Origin of the sequence: Shewanella sp. LC6, assembly GCF_006385735.2 — a bacterium.
In the GTDB taxonomy this organism is placed as follows: domain Bacteria; phylum Pseudomonadota; class Gammaproteobacteria; order Enterobacterales; family Shewanellaceae; genus Shewanella; species Shewanella xiamenensis.
In genome coordinates, this window is sequence record NZ_CP043902.1 from 3,842,778 (window position 1) to 3,858,028 (window position 15,251).

16 protein-coding genes and 2 tRNA genes are annotated in these 15,251 nt (G+C 46.3%); 1 reads left to right on the forward strand and 17 read right to left on the reverse strand.

The annotated features are described in order from the left end of the window. Positions 1-24 precede the first annotated feature (24 nt). From rimP to rlmE, 9 genes are all read right to left on the reverse strand, one after another. The gene (gene rimP / locus FJD32_RS17255) at positions 25-480 is read right to left on the reverse strand and encodes a ribosome maturation factor RimP (protein ID WP_037415241.1); all 456 of its coding nucleotides are present in this window, start codon (positions 478-480) and stop codon (positions 25-27) included. 168 nt (positions 481-648) lie between these two features. Beyond that, positions 649-725, reverse strand: a tRNA-Met gene (locus FJD32_RS17260). A gap of 83 nt (positions 726-808) precedes the next feature. Further along, positions 809-895: transfer RNA gene (locus FJD32_RS17265), tRNA-Leu, on the reverse strand. 11 nt (positions 896-906) lie between these two features. Further along, positions 907-1,239 carry a preprotein translocase subunit SecG gene (secG, locus tag FJD32_RS17270; RefSeq protein WP_011716140.1) on the reverse strand — a complete coding sequence of 111 codons (333 nt, stop codon included), beginning with the start codon at positions 1,237-1,239 and terminating at the stop codon, positions 907-909. Position 1,240: 1 nt separating this feature from the next. After that, entirely contained in the window at positions 1,241-2,023 is a 783-nt protein-coding gene (gene tpiA / locus FJD32_RS17275; protein ID WP_011071430.1) for a triose-phosphate isomerase, read from the reverse strand. 193 nt (positions 2,024-2,216) lie between these two features. Further along, entirely contained in the window at positions 2,217-3,554 is a 1,338-nt protein-coding gene (gene glmM, locus FJD32_RS17280; protein ID WP_037429695.1) for a phosphoglucosamine mutase, read from the reverse strand. 74 nt (positions 3,555-3,628) lie between these two features. Then, positions 3,629-4,462: a dihydropteroate synthase gene (gene folP, locus FJD32_RS17285; protein WP_037429697.1), complete on the reverse strand. Its 834-nt coding sequence runs from the start codon at positions 4,460-4,462 to the stop codon at positions 3,629-3,631. A gap of 158 nt (positions 4,463-4,620) precedes the next feature. After that, positions 4,621-6,594: an ATP-dependent zinc metalloprotease FtsH gene (ftsH, locus tag FJD32_RS17290; protein ID WP_037429699.1), complete on the reverse strand. Its 1,974-nt coding sequence runs from the start codon at positions 6,592-6,594 to the stop codon at positions 4,621-4,623. A gap of 29 nt (positions 6,595-6,623) precedes the next feature. Further along, entirely contained in the window at positions 6,624-7,253 is a 630-nt protein-coding gene (gene rlmE, locus FJD32_RS17295) for a 23S rRNA (uridine(2552)-2'-O)-methyltransferase RlmE (protein ID WP_011625490.1), read from the reverse strand. Between the two features lie 90 nt (positions 7,254-7,343). On the opposite strand from rlmE, the gene yhbY reads away from it, so the two are divergent. Further along, positions 7,344-7,643 carry a ribosome assembly RNA-binding protein YhbY gene (gene yhbY, locus FJD32_RS17300; RefSeq protein WP_011071425.1) on the forward strand — a complete coding sequence of 100 codons (300 nt, stop codon included), beginning with the start codon at positions 7,344-7,346 and terminating at the stop codon, positions 7,641-7,643. A gap of 56 nt (positions 7,644-7,699) precedes the next feature. On the opposite strand, the gene secF is transcribed toward yhbY, so the two are convergent. The 8 genes from secF to FJD32_RS17340 all read right to left on the reverse strand — a co-directional run bounded on the left by secF (position 7,700) and on the right by FJD32_RS17340 (position 14,968). Next, on the reverse strand, positions 7,700-8,584 hold the full coding sequence (gene secF, locus FJD32_RS17305; protein WP_037429700.1) for a protein translocase subunit SecF: 885 nt from the start codon (positions 8,582-8,584) through the stop codon (positions 7,700-7,702). A 2-nt stretch (positions 8,585-8,586) separates the two neighbouring features. Next, positions 8,587-10,461: a protein translocase subunit SecD gene (gene secD / locus FJD32_RS17310; protein WP_037415217.1), complete on the reverse strand. Its 1,875-nt coding sequence runs from the start codon at positions 10,459-10,461 to the stop codon at positions 8,587-8,589. A gap of 376 nt (positions 10,462-10,837) precedes the next feature. Next, positions 10,838-11,347 carry a hypothetical protein gene (locus FJD32_RS17315; RefSeq protein WP_037431841.1) on the reverse strand — a complete coding sequence of 170 codons (510 nt, stop codon included), beginning with the start codon at positions 11,345-11,347 and terminating at the stop codon, positions 10,838-10,840. A 297-nt stretch (positions 11,348-11,644) separates the two neighbouring features. After that, positions 11,645-12,079: an IS200/IS605 family transposase gene (gene tnpA, locus FJD32_RS17320; RefSeq protein ID WP_037431905.1), complete on the reverse strand. Its 435-nt coding sequence runs from the start codon at positions 12,077-12,079 to the stop codon at positions 11,645-11,647. 173 nt (positions 12,080-12,252) lie between these two features. Beyond that, complete coding sequence (gene greA / locus FJD32_RS17325; RefSeq protein WP_011071421.1) at positions 12,253-12,729, reverse strand: transcription elongation factor GreA; 477 nt, start codon at positions 12,727-12,729, stop codon at positions 12,253-12,255. A gap of 265 nt (positions 12,730-12,994) precedes the next feature. Then, the gene (locus FJD32_RS17330; protein ID WP_055648092.1) at positions 12,995-13,813 is read right to left on the reverse strand and encodes a DUF4198 domain-containing protein; all 819 of its coding nucleotides are present in this window, start codon (positions 13,811-13,813) and stop codon (positions 12,995-12,997) included. A 29-nt stretch (positions 13,814-13,842) separates the two neighbouring features. Continuing rightward, positions 13,843-14,355: a DUF2271 domain-containing protein gene (locus tag FJD32_RS17335; protein WP_037415282.1), complete on the reverse strand. Its 513-nt coding sequence runs from the start codon at positions 14,353-14,355 to the stop codon at positions 13,843-13,845. Between the two features lie 16 nt (positions 14,356-14,371). Continuing rightward, positions 14,372-14,968 (reverse strand): PepSY-associated TM helix domain-containing protein, encoded by a 597-nt coding sequence (locus tag FJD32_RS17340; protein WP_047535327.1) that lies wholly within the window; start codon positions 14,966-14,968, stop codon positions 14,372-14,374. Between the last annotated feature and the right edge of the window lie 283 nt (positions 14,969-15,251).

A 15,251-nucleotide genomic window follows, 5' to 3' on the forward strand; every position in this document is an offset into this window, starting at 1 on the left:
CTTGCCTCGTTCACCTTGAAACCATCAAAACTTTGCGATGATGTTGCCTTTACGGATATTATCCAAGGCGACAACCAGCTCTTTACCATTTACTTTCACCGACAGCATTTGACCGTCAACCTGAGTAATGGCGCCTTTTAAATTACGACTGCCCGCGACAGGCATAGTCAGTTGAAGCTTGACATCCTCGCCGATATAGGACGCATATTGCTCAGCAGTGAACAGCGGTCTATCTACACCAGGCGAAGAAACCTCTAAGGTATATTCAGTAGAAATAGGGTCTTCAACATCGAGCACAGCACTGACTTGGCGACTTACGTTGGCACAATCTTCGATATTGATGCCATTCTCACCATCAATGAACACGCGCAGGACTGAATGGTTACCCGCTTGAACATATTCAATGCCCCAAAGTTGGAAGCCGAGTGCTTCCACAGGCACTTTGAGCATGTCTGCCAGTCTGGATTCTAATGTTGCCAAATTTGACCCCCGAAAAAACAAAAAAGGGCTTAATAGCCCTAGTAAAACGCCGTAAACAATACGACAAATTTAAAAGTCCCAGACAACAAAAAACCCCGTAATGACGAGGTTATTAGCTTCAAGAACCTGTAAACCATAATGAATTAAACAACATTCATTACTAGGAGCTGGTTGCGGGGGCCGGATTTGAACCGACGACCTTCGGGTTATGAGCCCGACGAGCTACCAAGCTGCTCCACCCCGCGTCAACTGTGTGCAAGTATATTGACTATCGTCTTTGCTTGCAATAACTAAGTCAGTTCTTGTTTGGACTTACTTAGTTTAATTATGGTGCCGAGAGCGGGACTTGAACCCGCACGTCCGTTAGGACACAGCCACCTCAAGGCTGCGCGTCTACCAATTTCACCACCTCGGCGACACCTTTTACTAGTCAGGAATTTTGGTTTCTGACTTTTCGGTTGCTTGATCAACTGGCTGGGTAACCTGTTCATCAGCACCTAAATTTTTCCATGCATCTTCATTTTTTGCGTGGTTTGCACTTAAGTTGCCAATCAGCAGACTTAACGTGAAAAACGCAATGGCAAGAATCGCCGTTGTGCGTGTCAGGAAGTTACCTGAACCGCTTGAACCGAATAAGGTACCTGATGCACCGGCGCCAAAAGAGGCCCCCATATCAGCTCCTTTACCTTGCTGGATTAAGATTAGGCCAATTAAACCTAATGCAACCAACAAGTAAACAACCACTAAAACTTCATACATATTATGCGCTCATCGCTATGGTACACAGACTTAAAAACTCGGTAGAGTTTAAACTGGCACCGCCAATCAGTCCACCATCAACATCAGGTTGGGCAAATAAATCTGCTGCATTACTCGGTGTCACACTGCCACCGTACAAAATCCTGATATTTTCTCCGATAAACGGAGACACTTCAGAGAGACGCTTGCGTATAAACGCATGTACTTCTTGTGCCTGCTCTGGTGTCGCACTCTTACCAGTCCCTACAGCCCATAATGGCTCGTAGGCGATAATGGCGTTATCAAAAGCCATAGTGCCATTTTTTTGGATCACTATATCCAACTCTTCTGCAATCACCTCGAAGGTACGTCTTGCTTCACGTGCTGGACCCGATTCACCTACACATAAGATGGGGGTTAAACCGTGCTTTTGTGCAGCGGCAAATTTCTCCGCTACGATATTACTCGTCTCTCCGTACATACGGCGACGTTCTGAATGCCCGATAATGACATATCGGCATCCGCAATCTTTAAGCATCTGACCCGAAACTTCTCCGGTATAAGCGCCAAAGTCATGTTGACTTAAATTTTGAGCGCCCATCCTAACAAGTGAACCGTCTAACGCTTCCTTGTTTGCTTCTAGCAGTTGCCTGACGCTTTCTAGATAGATAGAAGGCGGGCATAAAACCACTTCAGCTGAATCATTTTGGAGCTTTGAGGCAAACTTCTTGAACAACTCTTGGGCTAACGCCGCACTGCCGTTCATTTTCCAATTGCCAGCTACCATAGGACGTCTGAGTGCCATCACTGTCTCCTCTGAAAGCGGCGTGAATAATAGCGAACCACTTATTAAGTTACAATAGCTAAATTCGAAATTTTTCAGATATTAGGTTGGAATGCTTACTTTTTACACGCCAAACCCTATTCCTGCTCATTAATGCAGCTAACACCTTCATTTTTAATCGGTATCAGCTGCACTCGACTAAAGATTGGTTTGATTAGCTCGCCGATTTTACCGCATCTGCAATCAAATTAGCGTGCGCTAACACAGCATTGTGATCATCACCTTCAACCATCACGCGAATTAACGGTTCAGTACCTGATTTGCGTAGCAATACGCGACCTCGAGCGCCCAGTTGTGATTCAACCTGAGCTTGAGCAGCTTTAACTTTATCAGAGCTTAATGGATCATGTTCGCCTTCAAAACGCACATTCACCAACACCTGTGGCAACATTTCCATTGCCGCAGTTAACTGCTCTAAGGTTGCATTTTGACGACGCATGGCCGCCAGCACCAAAATACCAGCAACAATACCATCACCGGTCGTGCCATGGTCGAGATTAAGAATATGCCCCGAGTTTTCACCGCCGATACGCCAATCGAGTTCTTTGAGTAACTCCATCACATAACGGTCGCCCACTTTAGAGCGAGCAAAGGGAATATCCAACGCCTGAAGTGCTAAATCGAGGCCAAGGTTAGACATTAACGTCCCAACCACACCTCCGCGTAACACACCACGAGCCTTGGCATCACAGGCAAGGATATAAAGAATTTGATCGCCATCGATCACCTCACCTTTGCTATTGACCATCATAATTCGGTCACCATCGCCATCGAGCGCAATCCCTAAATCGGCACTTTCGGCCAAAACAGTTTCACAAATCTTTGCCATGGACGTTGCGCCAACTTTGTCATTGATATTGACTCCGTTTGGTTTATCACCAATGGCAATCACTTCGGCGCCTAACTCGCGAAATACCGCTGGTGCGATGTGATAAGTTGCACCATGGGCACAATCGACGACAATTTTTAACCCTGTTAATGTGTGATCTGCAGGGAAATTACCTTTGCAGTATTCGATGTAACGGCCGCGTGCATCTTCAATTCGTGACACTTTGCCCAACAGATGTGATTCAACACACTCTAAGGGCTTTTCTAATTCGGCTTCGATTTCAAGCTCAAGATTATCATCAAGCTTACTGCCATCAGTTGAGAAAAACTTAATGCCGTTATCATAGTAAGGGTTGTGGGAAGCACTAATTACCACACCTGCTTCGGCGCGAAAAGTACGAGTCAAATAAGCTACCGCTGGCGTTGGCATGGGCCCCATCAGCATCACATTCAAACCCGCTGCCGAAAGGCCCGCCTCTAAAGCTGATTCAAACATATACCCCGAGATACGGGTATCTTTACCAATAATCACTTTCTTAGTGCCGCTACGGGATAACACCCGTCCAGCAGCCCAACCCAACTTCAATGCCAGCTCGGGTGTCATCTGGCCTGAACCTACCTTGCCACGAATACCATCGGTTCCAAAAAATTTACGTTCGCTCATATCGCCCCACAAACTTCAATGTGTCCCTTCGATTGGGATCATAATATTAATGAAATACTTAACAAAAATAGCCTCTATAGATATGCCTGTGTCGCTTGTAACACTTTCAGCATATCGACAGTTTCAGGGACATCATGGACACGAATAATATGTGCCCCTTTCTGGGCTGCTATCATGGCGCCAGCAAGGCTCCCAGCTAAACGCTCAGAGGTCGGCCTAGCAAGGAGGTTTCCTATCATGCTCTTACGGGATAAACCTATCAATATCGGCAGTTCGAACTGCGCAAAACACTCTAACTTTGCTAGCAGTTCATAGTTATGTTCTAAGGTTTTACCAAAGCCAAAACCTGGGTCGATTAACAACCGTTCCCGCGGGATCCCAGCCTCCAAACAGGCTTGAATACGCTCATTGAGGAATTTAAAGACATCGGCAACAACGTCGTGATATTCGGGCGCCGATTGCATAGTACGCGGCGCGCCCTGCATGTGCATCAAACAAATGGGCACATTCAACTGCGCCGCAGTCTCTAGTGCCCCAGGCTCCAATAACGCCCGAACATCGTTGATTAAGTGCGCGCCAGCATTTACCGCCTGTCGCATCACTTCTGGTTTACTGGTATCAACCGAAATCCACACATCATGGTGTTTCGCGACATATTCTACCAGAGGGATCACCCGTGCGAGTTCATCCTCAACACTCACATCGGCCGCCCCAGGCCTTGTCGACTCGCCACCGATATCGATGATGAGCGCTCCTTGAGCAACCATTTCATCGGCATGCTGGCACGCCAGTTCAAAAGAAGAAAACTTTCCACCGTCGGAAAAGGAATCGGGAGTAACATTCAGAATGCCCATGACTACGGGCGAAGCTAAGGATAAGCGTTTGGTTCCAGCAATTAATTCAAACACGCATTGACTCCATTTGGGACAGCTTGCTAGCGCGTTTCATCCGTATTCTGCGCAGTTCACTCATGTAACTGATTTATATTGAATGACAGCGCAGTCAATTTTCTAGCAAGATAAAACAAGAAAACCCCTTAACGGGGTTCTCTTTCAATTAACAAACGTTATTTAGCGGGTGACTCATCGGCATCTTTCAGCTCTGACTCAACAGGCGCTGACTTAACCACTTCGTCGACTTTAACCGCAGGTTCACCTTTGCCATTGCCTTTGTCATTTGAACCATTGTCATCTGCTTGCCAATCAGCAGGCTGACGCACTTCACGACGGTTCATCAAATCGTCAATTTGCAGTGAATCAATGGTTTCATACTTCATCAGCGCGTCTTTCATCGAATGCAGAATATCGATGTTATCCAGCAGAATTTGCTTGGCACGGCCGTAGTTTTTGTCGATAAAGGCCTTCACTTCAGCATCGATAAGCGTCGCAGTCTCATCGGACATCGCCTTGGCTTTACCCATGCTACGCCCTAAGAATACTTCACCTTCTTCCTCGGCATAGAGTAATGGACCAAGCTTGTCGGAGAAGCCCCATTGGGTCACCATATTACGGGCAATCGATGTCGCGTATTTAATGTCTTGCGAGGCACCTGTAGACACTTTTTCGCTACCGTAGATCAGCTCTTCGGCTAAACGACCACCGTAGGCAACCGAAATCTGGCTTTCTAACTTACGACGGCTTTGGCTAATCGCATCGGCCTCAGGTAAGAAGAAGGTCACGCCGAGTGCACGACCACGTGGAATAATGGTGACCTTGTGCACAGGGTCATGCTCTGGCACTAAACAGCCCACAATCGCGTGGCCCGCTTCGTGGTATGCCGTCATTTCTTTTTCGGCTTCCGACATCACCATAGAGCGGCGCTCAGCACCCATCATGATCTTGTCTTTTGCACGCTCGAATTCTTCCATACCGACCACACGGCGATTACCGCGCGCCGCAAACAGTGCAGCTTCGTTAACTAAGTTGGCTAAATCGGCACCGGAGAAACCTGGCGTACCACGGGCAATCACGCTCGCTTTAACATCTTCAGAAAGTGGCACTTTGCGCATATGCACTTTAAGAATTTGCTCACGACCGCGAACATCTGGCAAGCCAACAACCACTTGACGGTCGAAACGACCTGGACGCAGCAGCGCAGAGTCCAATACGTCAGGGCGGTTGGTCGCCGCAATCACGATAATCCCTTCGTTACCTTCGAAGCCATCCATCTCAACCAGCATCTGGTTAAGGGTTTGCTCACGCTCATCGTGACCACCACCTAAGCCTGCGCCACGTTGGCGACCTACGGCATCGATTTCGTCGATGAAGATAATACAAGGAGCTGATTTCTTCGCTTGTTCGAACATATCACGCACACGAGATGCACCAACACCGACGAACATTTCCACGAAGTCAGAACCCGAAATGGTAAAGAAAGGCACCTTTGACTCGCCAGCAATCGCTTTAGCAAGCAAGGTTTTACCTGTACCTGGTGGGCCAACCATGAGCACGCCCGTTGGAATACGGCCACCCAGTTTTTGGAATTTGGTTGGATCACGCAGATAATCGACCAGCTCTTTCACTTCTTCTTTGGCTTCATCACAGCCAGCAACGTCAGCAAAAGTGGTCTTGATTTGATCTTCGCTCATCAGCTTGGCTTTGCTCTTGCCAAAGGACATAGCGCCTTTGCCACCGCCGCCCTGCATCTGGCGCATGAAGAAAATCCATACTCCGATAAGCAATAACATAGGGAACCAAGAGATGAAGATTTGAGTTAGGAACCCAGACTCTTCGGCTTCTTGCCCTTTCATAGTGATGCCTTTACGGTCAAGATCATTAATTAAATCTTGGTCATACAGTGGCATGATGGTCGTGAATTTTTCGCCCGTGCGCTTAGAACCTTCGATAGTACGTTGGTCACTTTTCACTTCAACGCTGGCGACTTGTCCATCACGAACATTGTCTAGGAAAGTAGAATAATCCATCTTCTGCGATGACGAAGAAGAGGGGGAGTAACCCTGAAACACTGACATCAGCACAACGGCGATGACAACCCAGAGTATTAGATTTTTTGCCATGTCACTCAAATTACTAGACCTCATAAAGTCTTGCGATGATTAACGCTAGGGTACTACAACTTGTACCCTGTCGCCACAAGATAGACCTCACGGGAGCGTGCCCGCGACGAGTCCGGTTTACGTGTTTTTACGACTTTGAATGCCTCTTTAACCGCCTTCATATATTCGTCAAACCCCTCCCCCTGAAAGACTTTGACCGCAAAACTGCCGTTAGGTGCCAAAACTTGATGACACATATCTAACGCCAACTCGACTAAATACATGGCGCGCGGCTGATCGACACCATCTGAACCACTCATGTTGGGCGCCATATCAGACAATACAACGTCAACCTTATCCGCACCGACGCGAGTTAGCAATGCTTCGAGCACTTTCTCTTCACGAAAGTCCCCTTGCAAGAAATCCACGCCGACGATGGGATCCATAGGTAAAATATCACAGGCGATGACTTTACCTTTGTCTCCAGCTAGCTTAACAGCAACCTGTGACCAACCACCTGGAGCGGCCCCTAAGTCAACAACCGTCATACCTGGGCGGATCAATTGATCCTTTTGCTGAAGCTCTTCAAGCTTAAACGCAGCGCGAGAACGCAATCCCCGTTTCTGTGCTAGTTTGACATAATGATCATCAAAGTGTTCCAGCATCCAGCGATTGGAACTGGCCGTACGTTTTTTACCTGACATTTAAAATCCGCAACAATTGAGAGTTACACAAAGGCTATATAAGGGTAGAATAGCGGTTTTTCAACAGTAACTCAGCAAAAGTTGGTAGAAATGAACTTAACAACCAAACAAAAACAGCATTTAAAAGGTCTGGCGCATAATTTAAAGCCAGTGGTGCTGCTTGGTGCCAATGGATTGACTGAAGGTGTACTCGCTGAAATTGAAAGCGCACTCGCTTATCATGAATTGATTAAAGTGAAAGTAGCCTCTGCCGACAGAGAGCTAAAAAATGCCATCGTTGATGCCATAGTACGTGAAACTCAATCTGCAAAAGTGCAACTTATTGGTCATATTCTGGTGATTTATCGTCAATCACCAGAAATGAAAATTGCTTTGCCAAGAGCGAAATAATTTTCCAGCCTTAAACAAAACAGCCACTCAAATGAGTGGCCGTTTTGTTTTAACGTCTATGGTGTATCGCTAATGGGTTTAACTTGATAGTGCTCAGGGGCTAAGCCGAGAAACTCTGGCAAGGAGGTCCCGACTGATATCGAGGAGAACGTGCCGGTTAAAATGCCAATAAACATGGCTATCGAGAATCCTTCTAGCGGCCCACCGCCCATTATCCATAGTGCTCCAACCGTCATCAGAGTGGTCCCCGAGGTCACCATAGTGCGCGAAAATGTCGCGACAATCGCTTGGTTGTTAATCTCCTGAATCGCAAGTTTGGGTTTTGCAATCAATAATTCACGAATACGATCGGCAATAATGATTGAGTCATTCAGTGAGTAGCCAAGGATAGCCAGCACCGCCGCCAGCACGGTTAGATTAAATTCCATCTGTGTCAGCGCAAAAAACGCGAGTACAAAAATGACGTCGTGTACTAACGCAAATAACGCACCAGAGGCGAGGCGCCATTCAAAGCGATAACTCAAATAGCCTAAGATAGCTAACATAGCGACTAATAACGCGAGCCCCCCCTGCTCTGCTAGCTCTTTACCCACCTGCGGGCCGACAATACTGGTATTTAGCACTTGCACTTCGCCCAGTGGCACTAAGGTTTGCGCAATATCCACATTGCTTTGTGCAGTGTCGGCATAACGCAATACCCAGCGCCCAGGCTCACTCGCAGATATCACTGTCACTTCTTGCTGATAAGCCGCGTTCAGTAATGGCTGCAATTCGCTAGTGGTGATTCTTTTATCAAGTTGTACTTCGGTTACCACCCCGCCAGTAAAATCTAAGCCCCAATTAAAACCCTTCACGCCAATGATAGTAAGTGAGGCCAGCATTAAAAAGATCGAGATAGCGCTCGAAATATAGCGCCATTTAGTCAGATTAATATTCTTCATTTTTATACCCTCACATGACGGCGCGCATCACGCCCATAAACAAGGTTAATCAAGGCTCTTGAAGCAAAAATACCGGTAAACATACTGGTCAGAAGACCTAAGCCTAAGGTCAAGGCAAAACCTTGGATCGGACCATTACCGATGGAATAGAGCACAACTGCGGTGATCATCGTAGTGAAGTTGGCGTCGAAAATGGTTGAAAATGCACTATCAAAACCAGTATCGATGGCAAGGGCAAAGCTTCGTCCTTCCTTTAACTTATCTTTTATCCGTTCGAATATCAGCACGTTAGTATCGACCGCCATGCCGACAGTCAATACTAGACCTGCAATACCTGGTAAGGTCAGTACTGCACCAGGAATAAGCGCTAGTAGGCCAAACAGGATCACCATATTAGAAATCAGTGCCACGTTTGCCACCCAACCGAGGCGGCGATACCAGAGCGCCATAAATAGCAGCGTAATCCCCATACCTAAACCGAGTGCGGCAAAGCCGTTTTCAATATTTTCAGCACCAAGTGTTGGGCCAATAGTGCGTTCTTCAACGATTGTCACAGGCGCCGTCATTGAACCTGCACGTAGCAGCAGCGCTAATTGTTGCGCTTCTTGATAGGTCCCTGCACCAGTGATACGGAAACGATCACCTAGTTGGGATTGAATGGTCGCGACGCTAATGATCTGTTGTGTTTGCTTAGCTTTGCCCTGCTCATCCCGGCTATATTCGCTATAGGATGTTGCCATCGGCTTACCGATATTGGCGCGGGAAAACTCCGACATCTTCTGCCCGCCAATACGGTCGAGGTGAATGTTCACTTCGGCCATGCCCATTTCACCAATATTGGCACGGGCATCGACAATATGATCGCCACCTAATACGGGCGTGCGTGCCACATAAACGGGATTGCCAGATTTATCCTTCAGCACCTGCGCGTTCACTGAACCCGATTCTTTAACCTCAAAAAAGGCGAGGCTTGCGGTCGCGCCTATTACGTTTTTAGCGGCTGCTGGGTCTTGTACACCAGGCAGCTCGATGCGGATACGGTGTTCACCCTGACGCTGCACTAGAGCCTCAGTGATCCCCAACTCTTCAATACGGCTACGCATGATTTGTAGGTTTTGCTGCACCGTTAAATTACGTAACTTAATTTGCTCATCTTGAGCAAGCTTTACCACTAAGCCATTATCCCCATTGGTTAATTGCCATGTTGGATAGCTTTGCTGGATAAACTGACGTATGGCAGCACGGGCGTTATTGTCTGATGCTGAAGCATCCGTTAATGCAATCGCTATTTGTAATCCGGCATCATCGCGCGTGTTGTCAATACGCACACTGGCGCCACGGATTTGCTGTTCGCGTAAAAATTGTCTTAAGGATTCGACTAGGGCATCTGCTTGGGCTTGGTAGACAGGTTGCACATCCACATCCAGCAAAAATTGCACCCCGCCGCGTAAATCGAGCCCGAGCTTAATCGGTTCAAACCCCATATTTTGCAGCCAACTCGGCGCAGCACTCACCAATGCCAGCGTGAGTTCTTTCGGCTCACTCACCATGGATGACACTAAGGTCTTCACTAAGGTTTGCTCGCTGTCATCATTGAGTACAATAAGGGTTTGCCCATCTTCTGAGCTATTGGCGTTGCCATGTTGGGCATGCTTAACTTCGATACGCTTCACCTCAACGCCCTGCGCTTTTAATTTATCCCGCAGTTCAATAGGGGTTAAGTTAAGCCCTGCTTTAGCGCCCACCTGCACGGCGGCGTCTTCACCATACCAAGTCGGTAAAGCGCTAAATAACATCACAATAATCGTGACAATTAGCACAACGTATTTCCAAGCTGAATAATGATTTAGCAGCTTTTTACTCTGAATTTTATCCATAGATATCACTCGCATAGTTTTGCCCGCTCGGATAGTAATCAGTGGCGTATTAACGCCTTCAAACATGAGCGAACAATCACTGTATTACGGTGAAACCTGTAAACACCGATCCCACAAGGAGAACGCTAAACGCAGCAAACTCAGTGGTGATAACCGATTCAAATCCGTCTAAACCGAATGCATTTAATCCAATGCAATTCAGTCGTATCTGCGGCAGTCATTCCGCAGGCTTTGATGCTAGGTTATCGGGTACAGGTTTCGGATGACAAAATGCGAAGTTAATCAAAGGTATCCCTAACGACCTCTGGTTCAGATAACAAACTCAAACGGTATCGTTATGGATAAGCCTTGCTAACTTGCTACAGGGAGCGGTGAATTAAGCGGCTTGCTGACTAAAGCGATATTGGAGGTTGGATACTTTCCAGCCGGAGATCCGCGCGGGTGAAGATTCGGCTAAGAGGGTCCAATCCGGGCGAGCATCGAGGCGAATATTTTCCCCTAATGCGGGCGCAGGCTCGGGTTCGAACTCAAAGGCCAACAGGTAAACAGGCTTCACTTCGCGCATATCATGCTGAACAAGATTGATAAAGCGCTGGGAGTTAACCGGGGCAAAATTAAAATCGTCAGAATGACTAACGAATTCAGGTTCGGAACAATCGGAGGCTTGCACCTTATCAGAAGCAATGCAAACCGCTTTACTCTCGTTCGCAGTCGATTGTTCAGTTGAATGGCGCGATGTCGTATTTTCTTGCGCTGCGATTGACGGCGTATCCGCAGTCAGCACAGTTGTCACTACTGTTTTAGGCGCAAAATGCTGAGCGGTTAAGCTGCGCGGCGCATAGCCACTCGTATGGGCGATCAAAATGATCGACACACAGAGTAACATTAATCCTTGGCGCCAAAACTTAATCAAACTCAGATCCTAAAAGGTGCACGCAGCAATTTACGTGAAAAATGTTTACAGGAAAAACAACGCTTTCTTGAATAGCTTTATTAAAAACATAGAAAGTTCCAAGCATGCAGCTTAAGTAACTGCCAACTCAGAGGCAAATTAAACTTTATCCATCTTGCTAAGTTTGCACTGCAAAGAGACTTATTGCACAGCGAGTTAAGTATCCAAAAGACGTAAAGAATCCACCTTCTGAAGAAGGTGGCTTTGTTTTAACCCCCTAAAAGGGGGCCTTTATTCAAGAGCAAGTTGACCCTGCTCTTGCCGCTCTACTTTCTCTTGATGCCTAACGTATCTACGGATTATTTCCTCGTTAATTCCAATCGAATCGACGAAGTATCCTCTCTGCCAAAAATGATTTCCCCAAAGTTTATTCTTACGTAGGTAAGGAAATTTACTGAATATTTTCAAAGCTATCTTACCTTTTAACGCCCCCATTAAATTCGATATAGATATCTTCGGAGGTACCTTCACCACTAAATGAACATGGTCAACTTCAACATTTAGCTCCATGACTATGCATCCCATTTGATGGCAATAAACCTGAATGCATCGATAAACCTCTTTTCCGACATTACCTTTCAATATCCGAAAGCGGTACTTTGGTGTCCAGACTATATGATATTGACATCGCCAGAACACATGCGATGCTTGCTCGTATCTACTCATGTTATTTGCCTCTTTTGACTTCGCTAAAAATCAAAGATGCATTTAACATGGGTAGGTATACAGGCAAAGCCTCAAATGATGATAACCACCTACTGAAGTAGGTGGTTTTGGGCTAAAAATAAAAAGCCGCTAAAAGCGGCTTTCAATGGTAAATAATCTGATGATATAAAGGCTTAGATATATTGCACCGAAATAATTTCGTAGTCGGTCAAACCACCGGGGGTCGTGATAGACACTTCATCCCCTTCGTTTTTACCCACTAATCCTCGGGCGATCGGAGAGTTGACTGAAATCAGGTTTTCTTTGATGTTGGCTTCATCGTCACCTACGATTCGGTAGGTAACTTCAGCATCGGTATCGAGATTTAAGATAGTCACAGTCGCGCCAAAAATAATACGACCGTTGTTCACCATCTTAGTCACATCGATGATCTGCGCGTTAGAAAGTTTGCCTTCAATATCACGGATACGCGCTTCACAAATACCTTGCTCTTCACGGGCTGCGTGGTATTCAGCGTTTTCCTTCAGATCGCCTAATTCTCTCGCTGAGGCAATCGCTTCAGTGATTTTAGGGCGACGTTCAAACTTGAGCATATCTAACTCTTTACGCAGCTGTTCTGCACCGACAACTGTCATAGGAACCTTAGTCATAACTTCTTTCGTCTCCTTTAAACAAAAGCAACCCGTGCCGACGCTAAGGTCAACACAGTAAAATCAGGGTGGAATTGCGCTATTCTAATCGTTATGCGCGTGGGATGCATCAAGAACTGTGCACCCTTGCAGCTTACTGAAGCTAGCGCCCAGATGCTAGTAGTAAAGAATGATAGTGCGATCTTAATTACGGCAAGAGCCAAAAACAAAAATGCCCACAAACTAAGTTTGTGGGCATTAATCACTTTAGTAATAAAGTCTTAGCTTATTCAAGCCCTGCTTCGAAGGTCAAAAAGATTTCGCTTACCGTCTTATCGGCAAGTGATTTATCAGGACTTGGGCGCTCGATAGAGGCATGTAATAAATAACGGCCAGCGGCAGGTAACGTCATCGCCACTTTACCTTCTTTATCAGAGGTTAAGCTAATTTCCTCTGGCTTGTTACGGTATAGGCTACCGTCCTTCATAATGGCTACGCTGACGCCTTCAACGGGCTTTCCATCATAGACAAATTGCAGTGTTGCAGGTTCATTCTCAACAATATCAGCAGGATGCGTGATAGGTACTAATTCTAAGTATTCACCTTTAGGTGCCAGTACCTTATCGGTTGGTTTATTGCGAGTCACATAGGTTTCAACCCTAGCAACGGTTAATGAGCCTTTAAGATCATAGGCATCCTTTGGCATGACAGCTGCGGTCGCTTTTTTATCAAGACGACTACGCACTACCTCTTCTTTTCCTTTGACTTTGTAAACCGAAAAATACCGAGGCGTAACTTCTTTCTCGAACTTATAGGTGCCGTCTTGTAATAGCTGCACATCGAAAACCGATTTACGGCCGCCAGTGTAGCTCGAACTTGGTGAACTCGCCTTGCCATCGGGTAAATACACTTTCACATCGCTAGCCGTAACAGGCTTATCAACCATAAACACTTGGTTACTAGCGGAAACATCAGAAGTAATCCAAACTGCCTCATTACTTTCTGCCGACACATTGTAGTGGCTAGGTAGAATCCAGCGGTCATGGCTGCTGGCAAATGGGCTGATGCACAGTGCGCTAACTAAGGCAACAAAACGTAATTTCATCTTCATATCCTTTTCGTTAAATACTAGGCTTAGCGAGTCATGCCGCTTAAGCGAATATCAATAACGCCAGTTTCAGTGGTGGCGGGTAATTGGGCGGTAAAATCCCCCGCCGATAAATCAAAGTTTTGTCTGACCAAATCACGGCCACCATGCTCACGCACCACTTCGATAAACACCGTGTAGGAGGCAGGAACAAGAGGTTTACCTGCATCATCTTTTAAGTCCCAATCAATTTTGTAGTGGCCAGCAGGACGTGTTGCTGAGGCGATACCATCGACAAAGCTCATATCCTCACGTCCGGCTTTACGCCACCAACGACGAATATCCTTGAGCCATTTATGGCCTTCATCCCATACCCATAGGCTTATGGTTTTAACGGTTTGGCCCTTGGCATCCTCAACCCATACAGCCACATAGGGTCTGTGATACTGGCCCTCGGTAATTTCTGGCAAGGTTAAATCCACGGTCATTTTCGGTGCGGCCAATACCGCAGAACTCACAAACAACGCACCGATAGCAGTGGTGCGAATAAGATGACGCATCATCAATCGGCTCTCCCTATGGAACAAAATAAACATAAACAAGTGCGCAGCCAGAGCTGACGATCACCATATAAAACAACGATTTTTTTAGTCTTTTGGTTTGAGGTAACAGTAAATAAGCACCCGTGAGTGAGAACAAAATAATCAACAGCGCACAAAGATCGAGTACCCAAGCCCAGACACTTCCAGTATTACGGCCCTTGTGCAGATCATTTAGCACTGCGACAACGCCATAATCTAAGGTCTCGATATAGGCTTTGCCGTCGAGCAGATCGAGGGTGACTGTGCGATAGGTACCAGGCCCCTTACTCACTAGGCTGATTTCATCCTCATCGATATCGGCAGTGGTAATATCCATATCCCATTGACTTTTAAGCCAATGCCCCGCAGCTAAACGCCACTCGGGCTCCTGCGACGCAGCGGGAATTAAATAACTGGGAATATCAAACTGCTCGCGCAGTGGCTCTTGATCCGCAGACGAAAACCAATTGGGGTGATTTAAGGTGATCCCCGTAATCGCGAAAAATAGCATTAACAAAAGCAACGCCATTGAGACGTAGACATGGATAATGCGTGCGTAGGAAAGAGATGATTTACTGACTTTAAATTTCAACGACTGACTCTCAAAAAAGGTATTTCAGGGATTGCTGCCTAAAATCGCCAAAACACAGCAGAACTTAGTGCCTGTATGAAATAAAATTAATGGGCTGATAGTAAATGATATTTATTATCAAAAAGCACCAAGTTTACAATCTTTACATACTCAATACGGTAGCGTTAGATAAAAGCAGCACTGGTATAACTTGAAGGGAGACAAACTCTCGAATAAAGATACTTTGCAACATTTGGAGAATTACAATTAATTCATATAGATAAAAAGCAACATTTGGACTTAA

Bases quoted from the DNA above. Each gene is read 5' to 3' on its own strand.
- ftsH (WP_037429699.1), bottom strand. From the start codon at position 6,594: ATGAGGTCTAGTAATTTGAGTGACATGGCAAAAAATCTAATACTCTGG.
- secG (WP_011716140.1), bottom strand. From the start codon at position 1,239: ATGTATGAAGTTTTAGTGGTTGTTTACTTGTTGGTTGCATTAGGTTTA.
- FJD32_RS17330 (WP_055648092.1), bottom strand. From the start codon at position 13,813: ATGAAATTACGTTTTGTTGCCTTAGTTAGCGCACTGTGCATCAGCCCA.
- tpiA (WP_011071430.1), bottom strand. From the start codon at position 2,023: ATGGCACTCAGACGTCCTATGGTAGCTGGCAATTGGAAAATGAACGGC.
- rlmE (WP_011625490.1), bottom strand. From the start codon at position 7,253: ATGTCAGGTAAAAAACGTACGGCCAGTTCCAATCGCTGGATGCTGGAA.
- secD (WP_037415217.1), bottom strand. From the start codon at position 10,461: ATGGATAAAATTCAGAGTAAAAAGCTGCTAAATCATTATTCAGCTTGG.
- FJD32_RS17335 (WP_037415282.1), bottom strand. From the start codon at position 14,355: ATGCGTCATCTTATTCGCACCACTGCTATCGGTGCGTTGTTTGTGAGT.
- secF (WP_037429700.1), bottom strand. From the start codon at position 8,584: ATGAAGAATATTAATCTGACTAAATGGCGCTATATTTCGAGCGCTATC.
- greA (WP_011071421.1), bottom strand. From the start codon at position 12,729: ATGACTAAGGTTCCTATGACAGTTGTCGGTGCAGAACAGCTGCGTAAA.
- FJD32_RS17315 (WP_037431841.1), bottom strand. From the start codon at position 11,347: ATGTTACTCTGTGTGTCGATCATTTTGATCGCCCATACGAGTGGCTAT.
- yhbY (WP_011071425.1), top strand. From the start codon at position 7,344: ATGAACTTAACAACCAAACAAAAACAGCATTTAAAAGGTCTGGCGCAT.
- glmM (WP_037429695.1), bottom strand. From the start codon at position 3,554: ATGAGCGAACGTAAATTTTTTGGAACCGATGGTATTCGTGGCAAGGTA.
- tnpA (WP_037431905.1), bottom strand. From the start codon at position 12,079: ATGAGTAGATACGAGCAAGCATCGCATGTGTTCTGGCGATGTCAATAT.